Here is a 24,079-nt window from a genome sequence, read left to right as displayed (position 1 = left end):
GCAATGTCAAATGCTAATTCTTTAAAACCTATAAAAATATCAATAGGTTAGAATAATTCTAGAAAATTATGAGTTTTTTAGTATACAAATGTTCGGATCAACCCGCAAAGAGCATATTCATCTCTTCCGGACCGGGCCCGGAAGAGAATAGCAGACGCATGGATCATCCGGCGATCAGCAGCCGGAGCTTTTTCAACGCAACGTCCGGGCTTTCCTTATAATCGATCGTGCTTTTCAGTCGTCCATCACGATCAAGCAGCATCACCGATGCAGTATGGTCCATGGTGTAGTCGCCGTTTTCGGTTGGCACCTTCTTCGCATAAATCTTCCAGCCCTTGAGTAGCTTCTCGACTTCCTGCGGATTGCCGGTGATGCCAGTGATCCTGTCGGTGAAGGCCGATGTATAGCCCTTCATAACCTCCGGCGTATCGCGTTCCGGATCAACGGAAATGAAGAAGACGCGCAGGTCCTTGCCTTCGTCGCCAAGTGTCTTCAGCCAACCTGCCATTTCGAACAGCGTTGTTGGACACACCTCGGGACAATGCGTGAAACCGAAAAACAGCACCGTCGGATGGCCCTTGAAGGCTGCCTCGGTGATCGGTGCGCCATTTTGATCAATGAGATTGAAAGGAACGCCGAGCTGCACCGCTTGGGCATTGCTGCCGTTGCGCGCATTGATATAGGTGAAGACGAGAAAGCCGCACAAAATGGCAATCAGAGCCCATAATGTGTAGCGCAGGAGACGGAAATTCATCAATTGTGCTCCATGCTCGTCGCGCCCGCAGGTCCCACCATGAACTGGACTTCGACCTTGCCGGCTTTGGCAAAATCGAGCGTGACAGGCACCATATCTCCTTCTTTCAGGGCTGCCGTAAGGTCGATCAACATCAAATGCGTGCCGCCCGGCGAGAGTTCAGCGGTACCGCCAGCGGGAATCTCAAGTCCTTCCTTCAGCTTGCGCATCTGCATGACGTTGCCGTCCATCTTCATCTCATGCACCTCAACGCGGGCTGCGGCCGGGCTGGAGCCGCCAATCAAGCGGTCAGGTTCCTTCGATTGATTCTCGATCTTGACGTAGCCGCCACCCACCTTTGCGCCGGGCAGGGTGGCGCGTGTGAAGGCGCCGCTCAAGGTCAAATCGCCAGCTTTTACGGGCTCCATCGAGGCATCCTCGCCCATGGCGGCCGCGCCGCCCTGCATCATCTTGGAATGATCGTGCGCCTGAGCATACGAGATCGACATAAACAGCAGCGCCAAAACTGCGATTCTGGAAAAATAATTCATCAGACGTCTCCAATTCAGGTTTCTTATAAGAATACACGTTGCAAAGGCGAAGGGATGCGCGTGATCAATTGATCGAGGACCAGCATCGCAAGGATTGCAAACCCCGTCAGTGGAAAGGCGATGCCGAATGCCAGGATGACCAAGGTAAAAACGGCGAAGACACTTTTCTGCAAGGGCATGGGCGGCACGCCGAGCCGTCCTGAGGGACGGCGCTTCCACCACATGACCACGGCGGAAACGGAGGCGAGAACGATAGCAAGGCAGGTCATCAACATGACGAGTTGGTTGGCGAGGCCCCAATACTGGCCCTGATGCAGGCCGATGCCGAATTCGATGGCCTTGGCACCAGCGCCATAATCGGAAAACTTCAAATCGACCAATGGCTTACCGCTATACTGGTCGAAATGGATCGTCCGTTGCCCGGCAATATCGTCGGGGAAAACCGCGGCGGTATAGACGCCCTTTTTGCCGGCGGGCAGCGACACTTCAAAGCCCGGAGCCATGCCTGCAGCCTTTGCAGAAGCGACGATGTGATCGAGCCCAACAGCGGTTCCCATCGGTGTCGATGCCGGCACCGGTGCATTTTCGACAGTCCATCCTGAATTGCCAAGCACTTGTTTTGTCTGTATTTTCGATACAGGGACATCGTCCCAGAGCTGAGCGGGATAGCCAAGACCATAGCCGGACCATGGCATGCCGGATATGGCGAGGAAAAAGATCAATGCGCCAGCTCCAGCGCCGGTCACCGCATGAAGATCGCGCCAGAATACCCGCTTGTCCGGCGTTCCGCGAACGCTGATGACGCCGCCGGTCTGTTTGCGCGGCCACCACAGATAAAAACCTGTAATAACAAGGATTAAGGCTAGCCCCCCGACAGCTTCGACGATGCGATTGAAGGCAAGGCCAAAATATTCGAGGCTGTGGATTTTCTTGACGACCCAGCTGAACTCCTCGCGCTCGCCGACTGTCCCCAGCACCGCGCCGCTATAGGGATCGACGAAGACCAAAATGTTTCCCTGGGGGGTGCCTACGGTGACTCTTGCTGACTGTGTTGGCACGCCAGGTGTTTGATATCGCAGGACTTTTGAGTCAGGGACTGCGGCTTTGGCGTTGTCGGTCAGCAGCGTCGTGGCGAGGGTTTCGCCGCGCGGCTGCACCACATTGCGATAGGCGAAGACCGTATTGTCGATCTCGTCCTTGAACAGATAGAGGCTGCCGGTGACGGCGAGATTGAGCATGAAAGGGATGACCAGAAGGCCGGCGAAAAAGTGCCAGCGCCAGATGGCGCGGTAGAGCGAAAGGCTGAGATAATCGGGCTTCCCGGAAGCCATGCTTGAGACGGTCATATGTGTTCCAGTCGTCTGATAGCAAGGGTGACGGTGCTGCTTTTGCAGGTCGTCGCGACGCGCCATCAAGGGCGCATTCCTTGGATCAGACGAGTGGTGGGGCTTGCGGCGGAGCCGATGGCGGGAAGAGGCTGCGCGCGATCCGGACCTCCTCTCGCCTTATCGCAAGTGATTGAACCGGCTCGATTTTCAGGCCAGACGCCATGGGCGGAACCGGCAGAGTGACGGACGCCGAAAGACGGCATGCCTCGCAGCCATTGCCGTGCCAGGTGCTCTTGTGCGAGCCCTGATCCACCTTGTTCTGAAGGCAGAGCACAGGCACCGAGCCGTCGGGCAAGGTATAGGCGGCAAGGTCGATATCACTGGCGGGGGAGGCTGAAATGGGCTGGTGCGCGAAGGCAACGAATACGAGCGCCAATGCGCAAAGCATGCGCACCGCCAATCGCCAATCGTTCCGAATATTGCGCATTACCGCCTCGTTTCATTCCGGGGTTTTAATACAGGAGCCTGACCTGAAAATCCATGCGGCAAAGAGGAATGCAACTAGGCACACCCAAAATTCGCGTCATGGTAGAAATTCTTGAGCGAGATTCGATGATTCTTGCGCCATTTTCGGCATCTCTTGTATGAGTTTTGCCTATTCTTGCGCAAAAAATGTTTCGCTTCAGTCCAGAATGTTTCCGAATTTGGCTCTACGAAGGATCGCGGCGCGGCACGTCACCCTTCGGACTGAAATGCGCGACCAGCCGGTAGGTTTCACCCGGGTAAAACATGCGCACGGCGGTGATCGGCCGCTTGCCGCGCCATGTCGATCGTTCGACCTGCAAACAGGCAGAGCGTTCGTTTACCCCGAGCCGACCCGCGAGCTCGGAATCGGCATTGAGCGCGCTGATCCGGTTTTCCGCCTCAGACCAGGGCACATGGCCGCGCAGCCATGTCCCCGGCGGTTCATCGGTGAAGGCGACATCGGCCGCTTCCGGAACGCTGACAAGATCGATCAGCCGGTCCTCGAAAGCATGGACGCGGCGGCCGGCGAAATGACGGCAGTGAATTGCCAGAACCTGACGCGGCGTTTGCACATTGAGGCGTTCCATATCGGCTCGGGTCGAACGGCGCTGCTGCCGTGAGATCACCTCGAGCCGATAGATCTGACCGATGGCTTCGACCTCGGCACGCACGTCCGGAATTTCAATGACGGCCGATTGCGACAGCGGCTGTGAGACGAAGCTCCCCGCCTTGCGGCGACGCTCGATGAGGCCCGAAGCCGCAAGAGCAGACAAAGCCTTGTTCACGGTCATCCGCGCGCAACCGTAGGTTTCCATCAATTCGCGTTCCATCGGAATGCGAAAACCGGGAGCCCATTCGCCGAGCAGGATCCGCTGTTCGATGTCGTTGCGGATACGGGCGGAGAGCTGACCCTTCGGCGTATCGGTAACCTGGTTTTCCAACTGATCCAAGGTGACCTCTTATTCGGCCGACAGAGTTCGCGAGAGACGGACGACGAGTGCCTCTCCCGATCCCCCAATCGAAATCTCTGCGGTATCCGCCGAAGCTTCGATCAACGCTGCATCATGGGCGTGAAGCACTGAAGACTCATCAAGGGTGATTTTCCCCTCGCGGCAGAAGATGACAACAGCGCCCGCAGCGACGGGCAGAACGCGTGTCCCATTCATGGACAGATTTTCGACGCTGTGTGTCCAGCGCCCCCGCCGTGTCATGACGTTGAAATCGGTAACCTGCCCGGCAATCAAACGTGCTGATGTAGCCACGTCACCGGGGAATGCGAAAGGCTTGCCCGCAGGTGTCAATCGCACCGGTGTTTCGCCCTCGACCTCAAGGTCCAAGCCCGCCCCGCTCAGCACAGTCAGCGTGCGGTCGATGCCTTCAAACCGTGAGAATGGCCCATCGGCAGCGACAGTCGCCATGCTGATTCGCCAGTCGAAATCGCCAACGGGGGCACCAGCCGGAGCGACAGCGATCTCGGTGGTGACGCCGCCGCCATTCTTCCACGGCATTTGCCGGTGATCGCTGGCGCGAAGAATGCGCATCAGCCGAGAATACCCGGCAGGTTAAGGCCCTTTTCCCTGGCGCAATCAATGGCGATCTCATAGCCCGCATCGGCGTGACGCATGACGCCGGTAGCCGGATCGTTCCAGAGCACGCGTTTGATACGCTCGGCCGCATCGTCGGTGCCGTCGCAGCAGATCACCATGCCGGAATGCTGCGAGAAGCCCATGCCGACGCCGCCGCCATGATGCAGGGAAACCCACGTCGCACCGGAAGCGGTGTTGAGTAGCGCATTCAATAGCGGCCAGTCCGAAACCGCGTCCGAACCATCTTTCATGGCTTCCGTTTCGCGGTTGGGCGAGGCGACGGAGCCTGAATCGAGATGGTCGCGACCGATGACGATTGGCGCCTTCAACTCGCCGCTGCGCACCATCTCGTTGAACGCAAGGCCGAGCCGGTCACGGTCGCCGAGCCCGACCCAGCAGATGCGCGCCGGCAGGCCCTGGAAGGCAATGCGCTCACGCGCCATGTCGAGCCAGTTGTGCAGATGCGTGTTGCCGGGCGTCAGTTCCTTTACCTTGGCATCGGTCTTGTAGATATCTTCCGGATCGCCGGAAAGCGCGGCCCAGCGGAACGGACCAATGCCCCGGCAGAACAGCGGGCGGATATAGGCCGGGACGAAGCCGGGGAAGGCGAAGGCGTTCTCCAGCCCTTCATCCTTGGCGACCTGCCTGATGTTGTTGCCATAATCGAGCGTCGGTATGCCTCTTTCCCAGAAGGCGATCATGGCTTCGACATGCTCACGCATGGACGCACGCGCGGCTTTTTCGACGGCTTTCGGATCGCTTTCGCGCTTCTGGCGCCATTCGGCCAAAGTCCAGCCCTTCGGCAGATAACCGTTGATCGGATCGTGCGCCGAGGTCTGGTCGGTGACGATATCCGGGCGCACATTGCGGCGCACGAGTTCCGGCAGGACATCCGCTGCGTTGCCGAGAAGGCCGACAGATTTGGCTTCGCCCGCCTTGGTCCAGCGATCGATCATGTCCAGCGCCTCATCCAGCGTTTCAGCCTTGGCGTCGACGTAGCGGGTGCGCAAGCGGAAATCGATCGAGTCCGGATTGCATTCGACAGCGAGACAGCACGCGCCGGCCATGACGGCCGCCAATGGCTGTGCTCCGCCCATACCGCCGAGCCCGCCAGTCAATATCCATTTGCCCTTGAGATTGCCGCCATAATGCTGGCGGCCTGCCTCGACGAAGGTTTCGTATGTGCCCTGCACGATGCCCTGCGTGCCGATATAGATCCACGAACCCGCGGTCATCTGGCCGTACATGGCGAGACCCTTCTTATCGAGCTCGTTGAAATGATCCCAGGTTGCCCAATGCGGCACGAGGTTGGAATTGGCGATCAGCACGCGCGGCGCATTGGCATGGGTCTTGAACACGCCGACCGGCTTGCCGGACTGCACCAGCAGCGTCTCATCCTCGTTCAGTGTTTTCAGGGTGGAAACGATCTTGTCGAAATCATCCCAGGTGCGGGCCGCGCGGCCGATGCCGCCATAGACCACGAGTTCGTTCGGATTTTCCGCAACATCGGGATCGAGATTGTTCATCAGCATCCGCAACGGCGCTTCCGTCATCCAGGATTTGGTATTCAGCTTGTCGCCGCGCGGAGCGCGCACTTCACGGATATTGTGACGCGGATTATTCATTATTGGCTCCCCAGCTTGATCGCGGTCTGTCGGATGATTTCGAGAATGTCTTTGAGGTGCTTGCGCAGCCTTTCTGCCTTGGCCTCGTCATAGGCAAAAGGCGGCGCCTCCGTCGTCAGATGCGAGGACTGCGTCAGTTCCATCTGGATAGCGTGGACGCCGAGCCGCGGTTGTCCGTAATGGCGTGTCGTCCAGCCGCCCTTGAAGCGGCCGTTTATGACGGCGTCATAGCCACGCGCTGCAAAGGCGATCCGGCCGACCGCCGAGGCGATCTCGGGCGAACAACTGTTGCCCTCATTGGTGCCGATATTGAAATCCGGAAGCTTGCCTTCGAAGAGGAATGGAATATGCGAGCGGATCGAATGGCAGTCGTAAAGAATGGCAAGGCCGTGGGCTTCGCGCACGCGCTCGATCTCCCTGGCCAGCGCCACATGGTAAGGGCTGTGGAACCGTTTCAGCCGGGATTCGATATCCGCTGCAGTCGGCTTCTCGCCATCGCGCCAGATCGGCTTGCCGTCGAAATCGGTTTCCGGAATGAGCCCGGTGGTGTTCTGTCCAGGATAGAGGCTGACGCCCGCGGGATCGCGGTTGGCATCGATGACATAGCGATGGAATGTTGCGCGGACAGTCGTCACTTCTGGAAGCAAGCCGTCGTACAGCCGGTCAATGTGCCAGTCCGTATCGGCAAGCAGTTGGCCGTTCTCATTCAGCCTTTCGCGTATGTCATCGGGCACTTCGGTTCCCGTGTGCGGGAAGCCAAGGATGATCGGGGACGACCCCAGTTTGACGTCGACAACACTCATCGGGCTGTATCCAGAACTGGCAGAATATCCGGAGAAATCGCGGCGTTGAGAGCACCCGAAGCAACGAGATCGGAAACGGCTTTCAGGTCTGGTGCCATATAACGGTCCTCGTCGAGCGTGGGCACTGCTGCACGAATAACGCCATGCGCACGGGTGAGTTCCGGGCTCGTCTGTAGTGGCTCGCGCAGATCGATCCCCTGCGCAGCAGTCAGAGCCTCGATGCCGATGATCGAGAACAGATTTTCGGTCATCTGCAACAGGCGGCGCGCGCCGTGGCAGGCCATCGAGACGTGGTCTTCCTGGTTGGCCGAAGTGGGCGTCGAGTCCACCGAAGCCGGGTGCGACATTTGCTTGTTTTCCGACATCAGCGCGGCGGACGTGACTTCCGCAATCATCAGCCCCGAATTGAGGCCGGGCTTCCTGGCAAGAAAGGCGGGAAGGCCATAGCTCAAGGCGGGATCGACCAGCAGGGCGATGCGGCGCTGGGCGATCGCGCCGATTTCGCAGATGGCGAGCGCGATCTGGTCGGCGGCGAAGGCCACCGGCTCCGCATGGAAATTGCCGCCGGAGACGACCGAACCATCGCTCAGCACCAGCGGATTATCGGTAACGGCATTGGCTTCGATTTCCAGCGTACGAGCTGCCATACGCAACAGGTCGAGGCAGGCGCCATCCACCTGCGGCTGGCAGCGGATGCAATAGGGATCCTGCACGCGCTCATCGCCTTCGATATGACTTTCGCGAATGGGCGAATTCTCAAGCAATTTCCGCAGGGCAGCGCCCGTATCGATCTGGCCGCGATGGCCGCGCAATGTGTGAATATCCGGATGGAACGGCGCCGATGAGCCCATGGCCGCGTCGGTGGAAAGCGCGCCGGTGATCAGCGCCGATTGTCCGGCGCGATGGGCGCGAAACAGCCCCGCCAGTGCAAGGGCAGTCGAAACCTGCGTGCCGTTGATAAGGGCGAGGCCTTCCTTGGCAGCAAGCACGACAGGCCTGAGGCCTGCTTTGGCAAGGCCTTCGCCCGCCGGCATTTGCTTGGCCTCGAACACAACATCGCCCTCACCGATCATGGCAGCGGCCATATGCGCCAGTGGGGCAAGATCGCCGGAAGCGCCGACGGAGCCCTTTTCCGGAATGACCGGGATGACGCCTTTTTCCAGCATGGCTTCGATCAGGCTGATGAGCTCGGGCCGCACGCCGGAAGCGCCGCGCCCGAGCGAGATCAGCTTCAGCGCCAAGATCAGCCGTACGATGTTTTCCGGCAGGGCGTTCCCTACACCGCAGCAATGCGACAGGATCAAATTGCGCTGCAGCGTTCCCACATCGGCAGCGTCGATCCTGATCGAGGCGAGCTTGCCGAAGCCGGTATTGATGCCATAGACCGGCGCATTGCCGGCGGCGATTTCGGCAATTCGTTTCGCAGCCGATTCAATCCCGGCATGAAAGGAAGTATCGAGCTTTGCTGGCGTGCCGTGCCAGTAGATCGTTTCCAGAACGGCAAGCGGCACAGCGCCGGGGTGAAGCAGAATGGTCATGAATTACGCTTTCAAAACGAGCTGGTGGAGCGGATTGAAACCGATGCGATAGCAGAGTTCCGCTGGTTGCTCTGCGTTCCAGATAGCGATTTCGGTGCGCTTGCCCGGTGCAATGGTGCCGATTTGTTCGGACAGGCCAAGTGCGCGCGCAGCCTCACGCGTGGCCCCGGCGAGCGCTTCTTCCACCGTTAGCCGGAAAAACGTGCACGCCATGTTCATGGTCAGGAGCAGCGAGGTCAGCGGCGATGTGCCGGGATTGCAATCGGTGGCGACGGCGATGCGGACACCGGCCTCGCGCAGGGTTTTGACAGGTGGGGCCCGCTCTTCGCGCAGGGCATAGAACGCGCCGGGGAGGAGCACCGCGACTGTTCCGGCAGCCGCCATGGCCTTGGCGCCGTCTTCATCGAGATATTCGAGGTGGTCGGCTGACAGCGCGCCATAGGAGGCGGCAAGTTTCGCGCCGCCCAGATTGGAGAGCTGCTCGGCATGGAGTTTTACCGGCAGGCCGAGCGATATCGCCCTGTCAAAAACGCGGGCGATTTGCGCAGGCGAGAAGGCGATGCCCTCGCAAAACCCATCCACCGCGTCGACCAGACCTTCGGCGTGCGCCGCATCGAGGCCGGGCAGGACGACCTCGGAGATATAGTCATCGGGCCGGCCTTTATATTCCGGCGGTGTCGCATGAGCAGCGAGATAGCTGGTACGGATACGCACCGGGCGCATCGTGCCGAGGCGGCGCGCAACGCGCAGCATCTTCAGCTCGGCCTCGATATTGAGGCCATAACCGGATTTGATCTCGACGGTAGAGACGCCTTCGGCCAGCAAAGTATCGAGCCGCGGCAGGCTTTGCGCGACGAGTTCATCTTCGCTCAAGGCATTGGTCGATTTGACCGAGGAAACAATGCCGCCGCCGGCGCGCGCGATCTCCTCATAGGTCGCACCTTCGAGCCGCATTTCGAACTCGCGGGCGCGATTGCCGCCGAAAACCAGATGGGTGTGGCAATCGATGAGGGCGGGGGTCGCCAGCCTGCCGCCGAAATCCTCGCGGGGCGCGTCCTTCCAGTCGCCCGGGATAGTCTGTCCAACCCAGGCGATGCGCTCGCCATCGATGCCGATCGCGCCATCTTCAATGAGGCCATGCGGCGCGCCGGTATCTTCCAGCGTGGCGATCCTCAATCCGGACAGAATTTTCCTCATCGGCCGTGGCCTGCTCCCGTTTTTTGGTCTTGCCCGCAACGTTAATATGTATATACATAACATGTCAATCGGGGCAGGAGAAGAAATGAGCCAGGCCAAAAAATCGGTCTTTGCACGGACCGCTCTCACGCAAAACGGCTGGGAAAATGATGTTCTCGTCGAGATTGATGCCCCGGGCCGTATTGGCTCGGTAGTGCCTGAGAGCAAGGTTGCAGCAACCGCCTATACGGTTGACATTTTGCTCCCGGCGCAAGCCAACCTTCACAGCCACACATTCCAGCGGGCGATGGCCGGGCTTTCCGAGGCGCGCAGTCCTGCCGGGCGTGACAGCTTCTGGACATGGCGCGAGATCATGTACCGTTTTCTCGACATTCTTGACCCCGAAGACATCGAGGCGATCGCCGCCTTTGCCTTTGTCGAGATGCTGGAGTCCGGCTATTCCAGCGTTGCGGAATTCCACTATGTGCACCATCAGCCGGGCGGGGAACCTTACGCCCAGCTTGGCGAACTGTCGGAACGGATCGCGGCGGCGGCCAGCGCCACCGGCATCGGCCTGACGCTGTTGCCTGTCGCCTATATGCAGGGCGGCGTCGACGGACGGGCACTGGCAGGCGGGCAATTGCGCTTCGGCAATGATTTCGACCGTTATGTGAAACTGGCCGCGCAGGCGGAGAAGGCAGCGAGATCGGCCGGTCCGGATGCGGACTTTGGCGTCGCACCGCATTCGATCCGCGCCGTCAACGAACGGGATTTGAAAGCGCTGGAACAGCACTTCCGCGCCATGCCGTTCCATATTCATATCGCCGAGCAAATACCGGAAATCGAAGAAGTGCAGGCGGCTTACGGCCAGCGCCCGATGAGCTGGCTGCTCGATCATCTGCCGGTCGATGAGCGCTGGTGCCTGATCCATTCGACGCACATGACGGCCGAAGAAACGCGCCGGGTCGCGCAAAGCGGCGCTGTGGCCGGTCTGTGCCCGATCACCGAAGCCAATCTCGGCGACGGCATATTCGATGGCGTGAATTATCTCGCCGCAGGTGGGCGTTTCGGCACGGGATCCGACTCCAACATCCGCATTTCGCCGTCGGAGGAACTGCGCCAGCTCGAATACAGCCAGCGCTTGCGCGACGTGTCGCGCGTGACATTGTCGGTTGAGGGCAAGTCCTGCGGCCGCACACTCTACGACACGGCGCTGTCCGGCGGTGCGCAGGCGCTCGGCCGCGATTCGGGCAGTATTGCCCCGGGCAAATGGGCCGACATGATCGCGCTCGACGTTGAAAATCCCGCGCTGCTGGGGCTGACCGGCGACCGGCTGCTCGACGGCTGGATATTCGCAGGCGACCGGCAGGCGGTCAGCGATGTCTGGTCAGCCGGGCGGCATGTGGTGCACGAGGGCCGCCACCGCGACCGGGATGCCATATTCAAGACCTACAAGACGCGCCTCGCATCAATATTAGCAAGAATTTGAAGACAAACGCCTACGACGGGTTGCTTGGCGCCTCACCCTCCCCCTTGTGGGGAGGGGCGGAGCGAAGCGACGGGGAGGGGCATTTCCGACGCTCAAACAGCACAGCCATCGCCATACTAACTATTGCAAAATAACCCCTCCCTGCTGCTACGCAGCCTCCCTCCCCACAAGGGGGAGGGCAAGGCACTGCGACCATATGCAAATCACCATTGGCGTTTCGCTCCAACTGCACTATTTGAGTTGGTAAGAACGACAGGGATGGAATTGCAATGGCAGGCGTGACCAAAGAGCATGTACTCGAGCAATTGAAGACGGTGACGGGCCCCGACTTCAACAGCAATATCGTCGAGCTCGGCCTGGTTTCGGATATTTTCATTGCCGACAACAAGGTGTTCTTCTCGATCACCGTGCCGGCCGCGCGGGCACAGGAACTTGAACCCCTGCGCGCCGCCGCCGAGCGTGTCGTCAAGGCGATGCCCGATGTAACAGGCGCTATCGTTGCGCTGACCGCCGAAAAGAAGGGCGGCCCGACCAGCGATGACGCGCCGCCGCGCCCCGCACCCACAGCGCGTCCGGCACAACGCCCGGCTCCGGCAGGCTCGGTCCCGCCGCAGCGCGTCCCGGCGCAACCTGCCGCTCCCGCCCATTCGCACGGCCACGCCGCAGCGCCGGTCAAATCCGGTGTGCCCGGTGTCGGCGCAATCATCGCCGTTGCTTCCGGCAAGGGCGGCGTCGGCAAATCGACCACGGCCGTCAATCTTGCGCTTGGGCTCAAGGCCAATGGCCACCGCGTCGGCATCCTCGATGCGGACATTTACGGGCCTTCGATGCCGCGCCTGCTTGGCCTTCACGGCAAGCCGGAAGTGATATCAGGCCGCGTGTTGAAGCCGATGGAAGGCTACGGCCTGAAGGTCATGTCGATCGGCTTCCTCGTCGATGAGGAAACGCCGATGATCTGGCGCGGACCGATGGTCATGTCGGCACTGACGCAGATGCTGCGCGAAGTGCAGTGGGGCGATCTCGATGTGCTTGTCGTCGACATGCCGCCCGGCACCGGCGATGCACAATTGACCATGGCGCAACAGGTGCCGCTGGCCGGCGCCGTCATCGTCTCGACGCCGCAGGACCTCGCGCTGATCGATGCGCGCAAGGGCCTGAACATGTTCAAGAAGGTCGATGTACCGCTGCTCGGCATCGTCGAGAACATGAGCTATTTCATCGCCCCGGACACTGGTGCGCGCTATGACATTTTCGGTTATGGCGGCGCGCGCAAGGAGGCGGAGCGCCTTGGCGTGCCCTTCCTCGGCGAGGTGCCGCTGGTCATGGAGATCCGCGAAACGTCGGACGCCGGAACGCCGGTGGTCGTCAGCAATCCGGGTGGTCCGCAGGCGAAAGTCTATCGAGAGATCGCCGCCAAGGTCTGGGACCAGCTCGCCGCTGCGAAGGCCAATCCCGGGCGGACGGCACCGGCGATTGTGTTCGAGTAGGCCTTACTCCACCACCTGCACCTTCGCCGCAGCCCTTGCCCGCACGGCGGACAAGGGCGAACGCGCATCGAAGAAGTCCTGAACCTCACTGAGGCTGGCATAGCCATCATGGTTGCTGTCGATCTCGGTGAAGTGACCGGCAACGAAGCCCCAACCGGCATCGCTGGCGGCTTGCGCAGTGAGAAGGTGATTCGACTTTGCCGCTGCGTCGAACTTGGTTCGCAGTTCCTGATCAAGCTGGTTCTGGAGCGACGCCGCATCCTGCTTGACGGCCTTTGCGCCGGGCACCGGCTCCGGGCGCCAAATACGGTCGCCAGCAAGCGCGGATCCTCCGGCCATTGAGGTGGAGAGAAGTGCGATGATGATTATACGCGAAAGGGTCATGAGTCGCTCTCCTAGTGCAGGGATATTGCGGTGGCAGGGGCATGCTGCGCTGGCGATGGAATGCTGAGGCTTTGTGCCTTGGCAATCGTCGGCCCGGTGCCATAGGGCGGCGCATCGTAAAATTCATGGAGCGTCTTGATCAGCGGCGCCCGCGATTCCTGTGCGTAATAGATCATGTGCCCGCCAACAAAATTCTTCACCGGAACGCGGTCGAGAAGGGTGAGGTTTTTCGCCGGATCGAAGACGACACCCTTGAGGTCGAGTTCAGAGCGGACGAAGGGCGTTACCGTATCATGGTAGCCGTGCACTGTTAAAAGCTTGAGGGAAGGATCCCTGGCAATGGCCGCCACAATATTGGCCAGACCACTTGCACCGTTCCGGCCTTGCCATAGCTCGAACGCCAGCTCCGGTCCCTTCTCCGGGACCGGATCCGACGTTTGCCAAGACCCGTTGATATAATGCGCCTTGGCTGTGTAGTTCACATATTCCGGAAGATGACTGGTGATACGATTATTGAGAGCGTCCTCTTCGAAGAAGTCAAAGCTGTACGTCAAAGCATCGGGCATCCACGTGAATGGTTCGAGCTTGAGGTGCATTCTGCCGTCATAGCTATTAAACGCGTAGCCAGGCATCAACGCTTCCGTGTATCTTCCAAAATTCAACTGCCCCCCCAAGTAGGTAGGTATCCGCATAGGAATACCGGTGTAGGATGAGGCGGTAAAACGGGGGGCAGTCGAATATCTGGCGGCAATACTCCGCACGGTTTCGGCATAGGCCTCAATCGATGTCTGCTCGTCCGGGGCGGTTGATTTACCCAGGAAATCAGCGACCATGGCGAAGGTGGGAAAGTCACTGACAACCTGATTGGTGCTGTTGTAGTCGAAAGCCGGCGAATGGAACACCGCCCCGGTGAGCACCTTGAACTTGAATTTGTCGACCGTCTCGACCTTCTCATAGCCGCCAATGCCCGCGTCTTCCAGCGCCTGGATGAGCTTTGGCACGCGAATGCCACCGCTGTAGGACTCGCCATAGAGATATTTTGGCGATTCCTGCCGGCGATTGACATTGATATAGCGCGTAATGAATTGCCTCGAAAGCTCAACGTCCTTGTCAATAGACCAGAACGTTTGGTTAGTATTTGGAGCAATGGCCTCAGAATAGCCGGTGCCCGGGACAATATCGACAAAGACGAGATCGGTCCTGTCGATCAGCGACTCTTGGCTATCGATGAAATCGAACGTCTGCGGGCGGCCCCGGGTCCATGAATCCGGCACGTTCAGCGCATCGATGACAACATGTTTTGGCGCCCAGGATGCCATATGCAGATAGATCGATGACGCGCCCGGTCCACCATTGAAGAAGAAGGTGACGGGGCGGTTTTCCTTCGGCAAATCGTCGCGCGTATAGGCGGTGTAGAAGATCGAGGCCTGTGGGTCCTGCTTTTCGGGATTTTTGGCAAAGGCCGTCAGGTGCCCGGCCGATGCGGTGAGCCAGAAGGTCTGCCCGTCCAGCGTCATCTTGTGGCGCTTGACGGAAGGTTTTTCATCTACAGCAGCGGCAAGAGAATCGGCCGGCAAACCGCCATAGACGGTCTTGTCTTCGAGAACATAATCGTCAGGTGCGAAGAGCAGAAAGGCTTCTTCTGGTAATTTGGCTGCGGTAAACAGGGTCTCCGCCTGCCTTAACTCGCCATCTTTCGATGCCGCTTTAACCAATCCCGCCTGCTTCAGCGCCTCCACGGCCGCGCCATCCTGACCGGCCTTGACCAATTCAGCTGCCGTCACGATCAATTTGTCGGCTTGAGCCTTTAACTCAGCTTCAATCTTCGCCTTGGTATCTGCATCGGCGGCTTCATCGGCTTTTGCCTTGATGGCTGCCGCCTCCGTCTCGGCAGCCAGCAACGCCGCAGCTGTCAGGGCTGCAGCCTCGGCCTCAGCGTTCGGTTTCAGCGCCGCTGCGTCAGCATCGGTGAAGGTGCTGGCTGACGTATCGGTTTGCGGGGTGGAGGAGTTCGAGCCGTTGCAGGCGGCAAGGCCAGCCAAGGCACAAATAAACAATATCCGGTAATTCATAAATCCTCACAAATTCATAAAAAATATAATTAAATCAATAAATTAGATTTTTGCGCCTGAAATTGGCGCATTGAAAAGCCAGTAAAAGAGGGTCGCAAGGTGGGCCTTCTTCTATTCCACTTTGTGGAACGTCGTGGTCGCTGCTTTTGCCTTGGCCCTGATTCCGGCTGGATTGCCGAGCGAGCGGGCATCGATGAAGGTCTGGATCTCGTCCAGGCTGACGGAGTCGGCATTTCCACCGGTGATTTCGCCGAAATGATCGGCGATGAAGCCCCAGCCTGCGTCTTTCGCCTGTTGTGCGGTGAGCCGTCCCGAGCCGCCGGATGCCGCAGTGAACCTATTTTTTAATTGCTGGTCGAGGTCTTGCCGGATCGTTTCCGCCGTCATTTTGGGGCGCACCGTTCCTGGCGGGTCCGGCGGCGGAAAGCCCAATCGCTCCCCCGCATTGGCCGGCACTGTGCCAATGAGGGCGGTACTGATGGTCATCAGAGCTGCAATCGATAGGTAATAATTTCTCATCGTATCTCTCTAGTTCATGGAAACGGATTGCGAATTGACTACGGCAGGTGCGGGGTAGACGGGTTGCGTGTAGAACTTGTCGAGTTCCTGTTTCATTGGAACGCGCGCCTCTTCCGATTCGTAGGTCATATGCCCGCCTTCATAATTCTTGACCGGAATGCGGGCTGTCAGGCCAACATTGGCGAGGTCAAGTTCCGTCAGATGGAACGGGCAGACAAGATCGTAATAGCCATGCATGACCAGCATCTTGATGGACGGATCATAGTTCAGTGTCTGCACCAGATCCGGGATACTGCTCCTGTAATATTTCATGGAACTGTCACGGCTGTATTTCCACGCAGGACCGATCACGTCGAAGTTGTATGTCTTATAGGCAGACGCCGTTTGATAATTGAACATGCCGGTCAGAGCATTTTCGATTCCGGCGGCAAATGCGTCGTCCTCATAGAAAGTGAGGTCATAAGCGCCCTTTGGTACGTTTATGCGGGTATCGTAGGGATTGAGGCTTAGATCCGGCATGATGCTCTCCTGGAATTTTTTTGACGACATTTCAAATTCATTGATCCAATTCACGTCGAGGCCCATGATGTTTTTCATGTTACCCAGAAGGTCGATGCCCGCTGGGGTCTTCGTATACTTGAGCCAAGCCGGAGAATTGGCTTCCTTTTCGGCGTCGAGAGCAAGCTGGACGAACCGTTCGAGTCCAGGTTCAACATCAAAAATATCTGTGCCAAACGCTTCGACGGCTTTGGGACGATCAACGGGATTGACAACGAACCAGTTGACGGCAGCCTCTGCAAAGTCTGTGGTAATGTTCAAACGGCCGACCACGAACTGCCACAACTTGGCATTGTACCAATCCAACATTCGCTGCGATGCTGCGGGGGCATTGTCGGCTGCTGCTTTTATGGCGCTCCGCGTTGGATAATACCATTGCCTGTATCCTGCGGCGTATTCATTCCTGACAAAATTTCTCAACGTATCGACGTAAGCAATTGCGGGTGCTTTTTGTCGTTTGCTAGCCTTTTTATAATAATCAGCGGACATTGCTTCCGTTGGCAGGAACCCCGCGTTGGAGGTGTCTCCGCCCAGGCCGGTATTTGATTCATAATCGAGGACCGGCGAGTTCAGCACGATCCCGGTGAGGATTTTCGCCGGTTTGCCGGAATTGTCCTTCTCAAAGTCGCGTGTCCCTGCCTCCACCAGCATTCTGGCGACGATAGGGGTGCGGATACCGCCATAGGATTCGCCATAGAGATATTTCGGTGAACTCTGGCGGTTATAAACATTGATGAACCGCGTGATGAAATCGCGCTCGATACGCGCATCCTCATCCATGCCCCAGAATTCGGTGTTGGTGTGTGGTGCGATGGCTTGCGAAAAACCGGTTCCGACCGGATCGACGAACACCAGGTCGGAATGCTCCAGCAGCGTCTCGTCATCATCGATCCACGGGAAGCTCGCAGGCTTCGTTATCTTCGACTCTGGTGTCATGGTTGGTATGTTGACGAAGAGGCGTTTGGGCGCCCACGAGCCCATATGCAGGAAGATAGACGACGAGCCCGGACCGCCGTTCCAGAAGAATGTCACCGGCCGATTTTCCTTTGGCAGATCGTCCCTCGTATAAGCCATGTAGAAGATTGTTGCCTGCGCATCCTTTACGTCAGGCTTGGCTGGATCCTTCGGCGCGTACGCCGTGAGGTGTCCGGCCCGTGCGGTATATTTAACCAGTTTGTTCTTGATGGTCATTTCCTGCAGCTTGACGGACGACGTCTCGCGGACCTCTTCCAGGGCAAGGCTGGAATTGGCCTCATAGGCATAACTGGTTTTATCTTCGAGGATACTATTCGCAGCAGGCTTCGGCGTTTCTGCCTCCACCAGCCTGAGCAATGCATCGGATTCGTCTTTAAAACCACCGGCTCGAAGAACCTCGGCGGCCTCCTTCCGGAAACCGCCGGCCATTAAAATTTCCGCTGCTTCCTTGGTGAGGCCTGCCTTGGCCAGCACATCGGCGGCTCCGGTGATATCGCCCTGTGCCTTCAGTTCCAGCGCCCTGTTGCGCGCAGTCAACTTGGCGGCATCCGTTGTCAAACCGGCGATTTGGTTCAGGAACTTGTCGCGCTTGGCCTCGGCCGCCTTGATCGAGCCGTCACCATCGCCATTGAGGATCGCGAGTTTGGCGGTTTTCTCCTTCAGCTCCGCTTCCGCTTTTGGGATCGGGCCTGGGTTAACCGGATCGATGCGGATCAAATCGTTGAGCTCGGCCTGCTTGTCGCTGAGTTCCTTGGCCTTCAACGCGATCAGGCCGAGGTTGCCCGGGTCGGTACGCGTCAGGTTGTCGAGTTCGACTGCCTTTGCGTCGATATCCTTCTGCGCGGCTTCAGCCTGACGCTTCAGGGCCTCCAGTGCATTTCCGCTTTCCTTGATCGATCCTTGGCCATCACCCTTCAGGACTGCAAGTTCGGCATTTTTCTCATCAAGGGATTGTTTTGCCGCGGTGGTCCGGTTGTTCAGGTCATCCAGTCCCGCCTGCGTTAGCGACTTCTGTGCAGTGACAGTGGCAAGCTCGTCCTTCGCCTTGGCGAGGTCGGCAAAGGTGCTGTCCGCACCTGTGGTATCGATCTGCGTCGTATCGGTTTGCGGGGTGGAGGAGTTCGAGCCATTGCAGGCGGTGAGGAATAGCAAAAGTGCTAGAGACGAATTTCTAAAATTCATTGTGTTGAAATCCTGATCTGAAAAGCTCGAATGTTTCAGATCAGGGGAAGAAGCGTCAATTAGCACAAAGTATGAGCAATTCCTGATTGCGCATATTTCTTGGGCATAAGTGTAAATTTTGTCGAAAACCGGCGCGTTTAGCGCCGGTTTGGATCACGTAATCACGCTCGGCTCAGCGCGGCCCGTGTGCCCCTTGATGTCAGCAAGGTCGTGCGCGGCATGGATGAGATCGGCAAGGGCGCTTTGTGTCTCCAGATCGTGGCGCTTCGGGTCTGGTTCGTAGCGCTCGATATAGACGCGGATCGTTGCGCCGGAGGTGCCGGTACCCGACAGGCGGAAGACGACGCGCGATCCGCCCTCGAACAGGACGCGGATGCCCTGGTTCTTGCTGACTGATTTGTCGACCGGGTCGAGATAGGCGAAATCATCGGCGTGCGTGATCTTGAGGCCCTGGACCGAAGTACCGGGAAGCGTTGGCAGCCTGGCGCGCAGATCATCCATCAGTTTGTTGGCGCCGGCGGTGTCTACACCTTCATAATCGTGGCGCGAATAATAGTTACGGCCATAGGTGGCCCAATGTTCGTGTGCGATCTGCATGACGCTGACTTTTCGGACAGCAAGGATATTGAGCCAGAGCAGGACGGCCCATAGCCCGTCCTTTTCGCGCACGTGATTGGAGCCGGTGCCGGAGCTTTCCTCGCCGCAGATCGTCGCCATGTCCGCATCGAGCAGATTGCCGAAGAATTTCCAGCCGGTCGGCGTTTCATACATGCCGATCTTGAGCTTTTCCGCGACACGATCCGCCGCGCCGCTGGTCGGCATGGAGCGGGCGATGCCCTTGAGGCCCGCCTTGTAGCCGGGGGCGAGATGCGCATTGGCGGCGAGCATGGCAAGGGAATCGGACGGCGTGATGAAAATGCCCTTGCCGATGATGAGGTTGCGGTCGCCATCGCCATCGGAAGCCGCGCCGAAATCCGGACCGTCCGCCGACATCAGCAGATCGTAGAGGTCCTTGGCATAGACGAGGTTCGGGTCAGGATGATGCCCGCCGAAGTCCTCCAATGGCACGAAATTGATGCAGGTGCCTTCCGGTGCGCCGAGGCGATGCTCCAGGATTTCCTTGCCGTAGGGGCCCGTGACCGCATGCATGGAATCGAAGCGCAGCGTGAAGCCCGACTTGATCAGCGCGCGGATCGCCTCGAAATCGAACAGTTCTTCCATCAGTGCGGCATAATCGGCGATCGGATCGATGATCTCGACCTCCATGCCGTCGATCTTCTGCGTGCCGATCGTGTCGATATCGATATCCGGGGCATCGGCGATGGCATATTGCGTGATCGTCTTGGAGCGGGCGAAGATCGCCTCGGTGATCTTTTCGGGCGCAGGCCCACCATTGCCGATATTGTATTTGATGCCGAAATCCTCGGTAGGACCGCCGGGATTGTGGCTGGCCGAAAGAACGAGACCGCCGAACGCCTTATATTTGCGGATGACATTGGAGGCTGCAGGCGTCGACAGAATGCCGCCCTTGCCGATAAGAACCCGCCCGAAACCGTTGGCCGCGGCCATCTTGGCGGCGATCTGCACCACTTCGCGATTGTAATAGCGGCCGTCGCCGCCGATCACCAGCGTCTTGCCCTTGAAGCCCTCAAGCGAATCGAACACCGACTGGATGAAGTTCTCGACGTAGTTCTCCTGCTGAAATTCCGGGACTTTCTTGCGAAGGCCCGAGGTTCCGGGCTTCTGGTCGTCGAATGGCGTGGTGGCAACGGTCTTGAACATGATGGGCTTCCAGTTTTTTGGCCAGTCTCTAGCCAGTTTCTGCGCAACCTTTGAAGTCTGCAGGTGCAATCTAGGAGGCCGCCAGTGATCAGGTCAACACGGCAAAATTCGGTCGAGCAAATAAAAAGGCCGCTCGAAAGCGGCCTTTTCGATTTGTTGCTGAGCCAGCAAATTACCTGACGATGACCTTGGCGCCGACTTCCGCGCGGTTGTAAAGGTCCATGATGTCCTGGTTCATCAGGCGGATACAGCCGGAAGACATGGCCTTGCCGATCGACCACCATTCCGGTGTGCCGTGCAGCCGGTAGCCCGTGTCGCCGCCCTTGTTGAACAGGTAAAGCGCGCGGGCGCCGAGCGGATTCTGGATGCCCGGGTCCATGCCATCGCGGAATTCAGCGAGTTCAGGCCGGCGCTGGATCATTTCCTTCGGGGGCGTCCAGGTTGGCCATTCGCGTTTCAACGCGACACGTGCGGTACCATGCCATTCGAAACCCTGCTTGCCGACGCCGATACCGTAGCGCATCGCCTTGCCGCCGCCGAGCACATAATAGAGATATTTCGTACCCGTATCGACGATGATCGTCCCCGGTGCTTCGCTGCCATCATAACGGACTTCCTGGCGCAGATACTGCGGCGGGATCTTGGCGCGGGGAACGGCAGGAATCACGTAGCCAGCATCGACGACGGAATTGTAGGAGGCGGTGGAATAGCTGAAACCGATCGTAGAACAGCCGGTCAGGGCAGTTGTAGCCATCAGCCCAACTGCGAGGACGATAGTCTTTAATTGCATGGTCACCCCAATATTAAAGCGAATCTATGTGCGTTTTCTTGTGTTGCCTCTCTAGCGGCATTATTGTTAATGGCTGATTAACCGTAAAGTGAAGTTTTTCGTTAACCTGTTAATCCTCAACCTTGCAATGTAGTTTTTTTGCCATGGTTGCAATTTTGCCGATAATCTCCGGATCATGCCTCTAGTCAGCCTTGGTCAGACAAGCCCGCTCATCGATGGGCGGCAATCGGAAAACGCCATGCTGGTGCGTCGTGGCGTGCAGCGGCTGTTTCTCGAACTTGGCCTTGCGGTGATGCCGGAACTGCCCTTGGCGTCTGGCAGGCGCGCGGATCTCGTGGCGCTGACGCGCAGCGGCGAAATCTGGATCGTCGAGATCAAGTCGTCGATCGAAGACTGGAAGGTGGACCGCAAATGGCCGATCTACCGGGCGCATTGCGACCGGCTTTTCTTCGCCACGCATCCCGGCGTTCCGGCGGATATTTTCCCCGAAGATTGCGGGTTCATTCTTTCGGATGGCTACGGTGCCGAGATCATCCGCGATGCGCCCGAACATAAGCTTGCAAGCGCAACCCGCAAGGCGATGACGCTGCGGTTTGCCCGCGTCAGTGCCGCGCGCATGACGCTGGCAGAATTATCGGGGATCGATCTTCCTGAAACGGATATGGAATAGGCTCTATTGATATTCATGCCATGGCGGCCTGCAAATGGCATTTTTCTGCGTTGGACTGGGGTGATCTCCGGGATAACTGGGGTGCACAGGCGCTGTGCGTGGTTCGACGGGGCTCACCATGAGGGAGGTGGGTTGATCGCAAGGTGTCAAGATTTGGAAGGTTTCCGACTATCCCTGCATCCACAATCTTCCCTCATGGTGAGCCCCGTCGAACCACGCACTATGAATATGCAACGCGCCTCAGCGCGGCGCGCGCTTGGCGAGGATACGCTGCAGCGTGCGGCGGTGCATGTTGAGGCGGCGGGCCGTTTCGGAAACATTGCGATCGCACATTTCATAGACACGCTGGATATGCTCCCAGCGGACCCGGTCGGCGGACATGGGATTTTCCGGGGGAGCAACCTTTTCGCCTGAACGCCGCGTCAACGCCGCAAAGACCTCATCCGCATCGGCCGGCTTCGACAGGTAATCGATGGCGCCGAGTTTGACCGCATTGACCGCCGTCGCGATATTGCCGTAGCCGGTCAGGATCACGGCACGCGTATCTTCGCGCCGGGCGCGGATAGCCTCGATGATGTCGAGACCATTGCCGTCGCCGAGCCGCATATCGACCACCGCATAGGCCGGAGCGTGGGTCTTGACGCTGGCAAGGCCGGCTTCGACCGAATCTGCAATGGCAACCGTGAAGCCTCGCGTTTCCATGGCGCGTGCAAGACGTTGCAAGAAGGGCTTGTCGTCATCGACAAGAAGAAGTGTCGGATCGCCGCCAATGGCCGCAATATCGTCCTGATCCGTGTTTTCCATCAGGGTTTCCTGCTCATTTTCTAATATTATTCGTTGTTAATGGTTCGCAATGAATAAAAAGTCAAAGATTATCAATCGGCAACGAGTTGATTGCGCGGCCAGCTCACGATGACCTCCGCACCTTGGCCCGGATCGTTACGATTGCGGAAGGTAATCGTCGCGCCTGAACGCTCCAGCAGCGTCTTGGCAATGAACAGGCCGAGGCCGAGCCCGCCGCCATGTTCATTGATCTCACGGTCGCGGCCGGTCGTATAGGGCTCTCCGATCCGGTCGAGAATCTCGGCGGCAAAACCCTGGCCATCGTCGCTGACGATGATCTCCACCGTCTTGTCGGTCCAGCCCCAGCTGACCTCTATTGTGGCTCTGGCAAAGTCAATCGCATTCTCGACCAGATTGCCGAGACCATAGATGATGCCGGGATTACGCCGGATGATCGGCTCGACGCCTTCGCCGCGCAGCTTCTTCACCTCGATATTGATGCCGAAATTGCGATTGGGTTCGATGACTTCCTCGATGAGCGAAGAAATCTTCAACCGCGACATATGTTCTTCGCTGGTCGAGGACAGGCTTGTCAGCCGTTTCAGGATTTCGCGGCAGCGGTCGGTCTGCGAACGCAGGAGCTCGATATCTTCGGCGAAACGGTCGTCCTGTTTCAGGCTCCGCTCCATTTCCTTGGCGACGAGGGCAATCGTCGCAAGCGGCGTGCCAAGCTCATGCGCAGCGGCGGCCGCGAGCCCGTCCAGCGCCGAAAGATGCTGCTCGCGTTGCAGGACCAGTTCGGTTGCGGTCAGCGCATCGGCGAGCTGGCGCGCCTCTTCGGCGACGCGATAGGCATAGACGGCGGTGAAGGCGAGGGCCGAGACCACCGAGCACCAGACGCCGGCGATCAGCACAAAGGGCAGCTGCATGCTCTCGCCGGCATACCAGGGCAGCGGCAGATAGATATTGGCAAGGACGGTGGCGCAGATGGTGACGAGAAGACCGAGCGCTATGGTCGAGTAAGCCGGCAGCGAGGTGGCGGAAATGATCACCGGGACGATCATCAGCACGGCAAAGGGGTTCTGCAGTCCGCCTGTCATATAAAGCAGACCCGCCACCTGCAGGATATCGAAGGCGAGGACGGTGACCGCCGCGCGCGGCTCGAGCCGGTGGTTGATCGGATAGCGGAATGACATCAGGAGGTTCAGCCAAGCCGAGCAGGCGATCATCGCGAAGCAAATGCTGACCGGGAAGGGGAATTTCAGGAAGAGCGCGACGAAAAGCACCGCGATGCTCTGTCCAGCCACCGCAAGCCAGCGCAGGCGTATGAGGGTCGTCAGCCGCAGACGGCGCGACAGATAAGATGAGCGTATGCCGAAATCCTGAACCATGGTGGAGTTAGGGTGCGGACCCATTAATATGGTCGAAATGGTATGAGGTTTTTCGTTTGGATACTAGGAGCAAAGGCGATGGCAATGTCTATCCATTGTCGAGCCTTTGCGACAAAGTAGCCGGACGAAAAG

21 protein-coding genes are annotated in these 24,079 nt (G+C 58.6%); 3 read left to right on the top strand and 18 right to left on the bottom strand.

The window, feature by feature from the left end:
- Positions 1-163 precede the first annotated feature (163 nt).
- The 10 genes from ACSQ3H_RS01245 to hutI form a co-directional block, all read right to left on the bottom strand.
- Complete coding sequence (locus ACSQ3H_RS01245) at positions 164-754, bottom strand: SCO family protein (RefSeq protein WP_436115351.1); 591 nt, start codon at positions 752-754, stop codon at positions 164-166.
- Complete coding sequence (locus tag ACSQ3H_RS01240; RefSeq protein ID WP_436115350.1) at positions 754-1,284, bottom strand: copper chaperone PCu(A)C; 531 nt, start codon at positions 1,282-1,284, stop codon at positions 754-756. Before ACSQ3H_RS01240 ends, ACSQ3H_RS01245 begins: the two co-directional genes overlap by 1 nt.
- Positions 1,285-1,307: 23 nt before the next feature.
- Positions 1,308-2,630, bottom strand: a complete 1,323-nt coding sequence (locus ACSQ3H_RS01235; RefSeq protein WP_436119313.1) for a PepSY-associated TM helix domain-containing protein — start codon at positions 2,628-2,630, stop codon at positions 1,308-1,310.
- Positions 2,631-2,715: 85 nt separating this feature from the next.
- Entirely contained in the window at positions 2,716-3,099 is a 384-nt protein-coding gene (locus ACSQ3H_RS01230; RefSeq protein WP_436115349.1) for a hypothetical protein, read from the bottom strand.
- A gap of 223 nt (positions 3,100-3,322) precedes the next feature.
- On the bottom strand, positions 3,323-4,087 hold the full coding sequence (gene hutC / locus ACSQ3H_RS01225; protein ID WP_436115348.1) for a histidine utilization repressor: 765 nt from the start codon (positions 4,085-4,087) through the stop codon (positions 3,323-3,325).
- Between the two features lie 9 nt (positions 4,088-4,096).
- On the bottom strand, positions 4,097-4,678 hold the full coding sequence (locus ACSQ3H_RS01220) for a HutD/Ves family protein (protein WP_436115347.1): 582 nt from the start codon (positions 4,676-4,678) through the stop codon (positions 4,097-4,099).
- A complete protein-coding gene (gene hutU / locus ACSQ3H_RS01215) occupies positions 4,678-6,348 on the bottom strand; it encodes a urocanate hydratase (protein ID WP_436115346.1) in 1,671 nt (556 codons plus the stop codon). Before hutU ends, ACSQ3H_RS01220 begins: the two co-directional genes overlap by 1 nt.
- Positions 6,348-7,151: an N-formylglutamate deformylase gene (hutG, locus tag ACSQ3H_RS01210; protein ID WP_436115345.1), complete on the bottom strand. Its 804-nt coding sequence runs from the start codon at positions 7,149-7,151 to the stop codon at positions 6,348-6,350. Before hutG ends, hutU begins: the two co-directional genes overlap by 1 nt.
- Positions 7,148-8,689 (bottom strand): histidine ammonia-lyase, encoded by a 1,542-nt coding sequence (gene hutH / locus ACSQ3H_RS01205; RefSeq protein WP_436115344.1) that lies wholly within the window; start codon positions 8,687-8,689, stop codon positions 7,148-7,150. The genes hutG and hutH overlap by 4 nt, the downstream gene beginning before the upstream one ends.
- Before the next feature lie 3 nt (positions 8,690-8,692).
- The gene (gene hutI / locus ACSQ3H_RS01200; protein ID WP_436115343.1) at positions 8,693-9,886 is read right to left on the bottom strand and encodes an imidazolonepropionase; all 1,194 of its coding nucleotides are present in this window, start codon (positions 9,884-9,886) and stop codon (positions 8,693-8,695) included.
- Positions 9,887-9,971: 85 nt separating this feature from the next.
- Between hutI and ACSQ3H_RS01195 the strand changes: the two genes are divergently transcribed.
- Together ACSQ3H_RS01195 and ACSQ3H_RS01190 are read left to right on the top strand one after the other, a co-directional pair.
- Positions 9,972-11,354 (top strand): formimidoylglutamate deiminase, encoded by a 1,383-nt coding sequence (locus ACSQ3H_RS01195; RefSeq protein WP_436115342.1) that lies wholly within the window; start codon positions 9,972-9,974, stop codon positions 11,352-11,354.
- 269 nt (positions 11,355-11,623) lie between these two features.
- A complete protein-coding gene (locus tag ACSQ3H_RS01190; RefSeq protein WP_436115341.1) occupies positions 11,624-12,841 on the top strand; it encodes an Mrp/NBP35 family ATP-binding protein in 1,218 nt (405 codons plus the stop codon).
- A 3-nt stretch (positions 12,842-12,844) separates the two neighbouring features.
- Here the strand turns inward: ACSQ3H_RS01190 and ACSQ3H_RS01185 are convergent, their stop codons facing one another.
- The 6 genes from ACSQ3H_RS01185 to ACSQ3H_RS01160 all read right to left on the bottom strand — a co-directional run bounded on the left by ACSQ3H_RS01185 (position 12,845) and on the right by ACSQ3H_RS01160 (position 21,103).
- Positions 12,845-13,225 carry a hypothetical protein gene (locus ACSQ3H_RS01185; protein ID WP_436115340.1) on the bottom strand — a complete coding sequence of 127 codons (381 nt, stop codon included), beginning with the start codon at positions 13,223-13,225 and terminating at the stop codon, positions 12,845-12,847.
- An 11-nt stretch (positions 13,226-13,236) separates the two neighbouring features.
- Positions 13,237-15,297 carry a S10 family serine carboxypeptidase-like protein gene (locus ACSQ3H_RS01180; RefSeq protein WP_436115339.1) on the bottom strand — a complete coding sequence of 687 codons (2,061 nt, stop codon included), beginning with the start codon at positions 15,295-15,297 and terminating at the stop codon, positions 13,237-13,239.
- A gap of 111 nt (positions 15,298-15,408) precedes the next feature.
- Positions 15,409-15,816, bottom strand: a complete 408-nt coding sequence (locus tag ACSQ3H_RS01175; protein ID WP_436115338.1) for a hypothetical protein — start codon at positions 15,814-15,816, stop codon at positions 15,409-15,411.
- Between the two features lie 9 nt (positions 15,817-15,825).
- The gene (locus ACSQ3H_RS01170; RefSeq protein ID WP_436115337.1) at positions 15,826-18,531 is read right to left on the bottom strand and encodes a S10 family serine carboxypeptidase-like protein; all 2,706 of its coding nucleotides are present in this window, start codon (positions 18,529-18,531) and stop codon (positions 15,826-15,828) included.
- Positions 18,532-18,684: 153 nt separating this feature from the next.
- Entirely contained in the window at positions 18,685-20,316 is a 1,632-nt protein-coding gene (locus ACSQ3H_RS01165) for an alpha-D-glucose phosphate-specific phosphoglucomutase (protein WP_436119312.1), read from the bottom strand.
- Positions 20,317-20,485: 169 nt separating this feature from the next.
- Positions 20,486-21,103, bottom strand: a complete 618-nt coding sequence (locus ACSQ3H_RS01160) for a L,D-transpeptidase (RefSeq protein WP_436115336.1) — start codon at positions 21,101-21,103, stop codon at positions 20,486-20,488.
- A 175-nt stretch (positions 21,104-21,278) separates the two neighbouring features.
- Between ACSQ3H_RS01160 and ACSQ3H_RS01155 the strand changes: the two genes are divergently transcribed.
- A complete protein-coding gene (locus tag ACSQ3H_RS01155) occupies positions 21,279-21,773 on the top strand; it encodes an MmcB family DNA repair protein (protein WP_436115335.1) in 495 nt (164 codons plus the stop codon).
- Positions 21,774-22,013: 240 nt separating this feature from the next.
- Here ACSQ3H_RS01155 and ACSQ3H_RS01150 read toward each other — a convergent pair whose 3' ends face one another.
- Both ACSQ3H_RS01150 and ACSQ3H_RS01145 read right to left on the bottom strand, forming a co-directional pair.
- Positions 22,014-22,577 (bottom strand): ActR/PrrA/RegA family redox response regulator transcription factor, encoded by a 564-nt coding sequence (locus tag ACSQ3H_RS01150; protein WP_112525471.1) that lies wholly within the window; start codon positions 22,575-22,577, stop codon positions 22,014-22,016.
- A 71-nt stretch (positions 22,578-22,648) separates the two neighbouring features.
- Entirely contained in the window at positions 22,649-23,947 is a 1,299-nt protein-coding gene (locus ACSQ3H_RS01145) for an ActS/PrrB/RegB family redox-sensitive histidine kinase (RefSeq protein ID WP_436119311.1), read from the bottom strand.
- Positions 23,948-24,079 lie beyond the last annotated feature (132 nt).

Origin of the sequence: Phyllobacterium sp. LjRoot231, assembly GCF_964253365.1 — a bacterium.
Taxonomy (GTDB): Bacteria; Pseudomonadota; Alphaproteobacteria; order Rhizobiales; family Rhizobiaceae; genus Phyllobacterium.
The sequence above is the reverse complement of the archived record's forward strand: the minus strand, read 5'-3'. Positions and strand labels throughout refer to the sequence as shown.

Excerpts from the sequence above, each read along its gene's own strand:
- ACSQ3H_RS01245 (WP_436115351.1), bottom strand. The coding sequence starts at position 754 with ATGAATTTCCGTCTCCTGCGCTACACATTATGGGCTCTGATTGCCATT.
- ACSQ3H_RS01240 (WP_436115350.1), bottom strand. The coding sequence starts at position 1,284 with ATGAATTATTTTTCCAGAATCGCAGTTTTGGCGCTGCTGTTTATGTCG.
- ACSQ3H_RS01235 (WP_436119313.1), bottom strand. The coding sequence starts at position 2,630 with ATGACCGTCTCAAGCATGGCTTCCGGGAAGCCCGATTATCTCAGCCTT.
- ACSQ3H_RS01230 (WP_436115349.1), bottom strand. The coding sequence starts at position 3,099 with ATGCGCAATATTCGGAACGATTGGCGATTGGCGGTGCGCATGCTTTGC.
- ACSQ3H_RS01220 (WP_436115347.1), bottom strand. The coding sequence starts at position 4,678 with ATGCGCATTCTTCGCGCCAGCGATCACCGGCAAATGCCGTGGAAGAAT.
- hutU (WP_436115346.1), bottom strand. The coding sequence starts at position 6,348 with ATGAATAATCCGCGTCACAATATCCGTGAAGTGCGCGCTCCGCGCGGC.
- hutG (WP_436115345.1), bottom strand. The coding sequence starts at position 7,151 with ATGAGTGTTGTCGACGTCAAACTGGGGTCGTCCCCGATCATCCTTGGC.
- hutH (WP_436115344.1), bottom strand. The coding sequence starts at position 8,689 with ATGACCATTCTGCTTCACCCCGGCGCTGTGCCGCTTGCCGTTCTGGAA.
- hutI (WP_436115343.1), bottom strand. The coding sequence starts at position 9,886 with ATGAGGAAAATTCTGTCCGGATTGAGGATCGCCACGCTGGAAGATACC.
- ACSQ3H_RS01195 (WP_436115342.1), top strand. The coding sequence starts at position 9,972 with ATGAGCCAGGCCAAAAAATCGGTCTTTGCACGGACCGCTCTCACGCAA.
- ACSQ3H_RS01190 (WP_436115341.1), top strand. The coding sequence starts at position 11,624 with ATGGCAGGCGTGACCAAAGAGCATGTACTCGAGCAATTGAAGACGGTG.
- ACSQ3H_RS01185 (WP_436115340.1), bottom strand. The coding sequence starts at position 13,225 with ATGACCCTTTCGCGTATAATCATCATCGCACTTCTCTCCACCTCAATG.
- ACSQ3H_RS01180 (WP_436115339.1), bottom strand. The coding sequence starts at position 15,297 with ATGAATTACCGGATATTGTTTATTTGTGCCTTGGCTGGCCTTGCCGCC.
- ACSQ3H_RS01175 (WP_436115338.1), bottom strand. The coding sequence starts at position 15,816 with ATGAGAAATTATTACCTATCGATTGCAGCTCTGATGACCATCAGTACC.
- ACSQ3H_RS01170 (WP_436115337.1), bottom strand. The coding sequence starts at position 18,531 with ATGAATTTTAGAAATTCGTCTCTAGCACTTTTGCTATTCCTCACCGCC.
- ACSQ3H_RS01160 (WP_436115336.1), bottom strand. The coding sequence starts at position 21,103 with ATGCAATTAAAGACTATCGTCCTCGCAGTTGGGCTGATGGCTACAACT.
- ACSQ3H_RS01155 (WP_436115335.1), top strand. The coding sequence starts at position 21,279 with ATGCCTCTAGTCAGCCTTGGTCAGACAAGCCCGCTCATCGATGGGCGG.
- ACSQ3H_RS01150 (WP_112525471.1), bottom strand. The coding sequence starts at position 22,577 with ATGGAAAACACGGATCAGGACGATATTGCGGCCATTGGCGGCGATCCG.
- ACSQ3H_RS01145 (WP_436119311.1), bottom strand. The coding sequence starts at position 23,947 with ATGGTTCAGGATTTCGGCATACGCTCATCTTATCTGTCGCGCCGTCTG.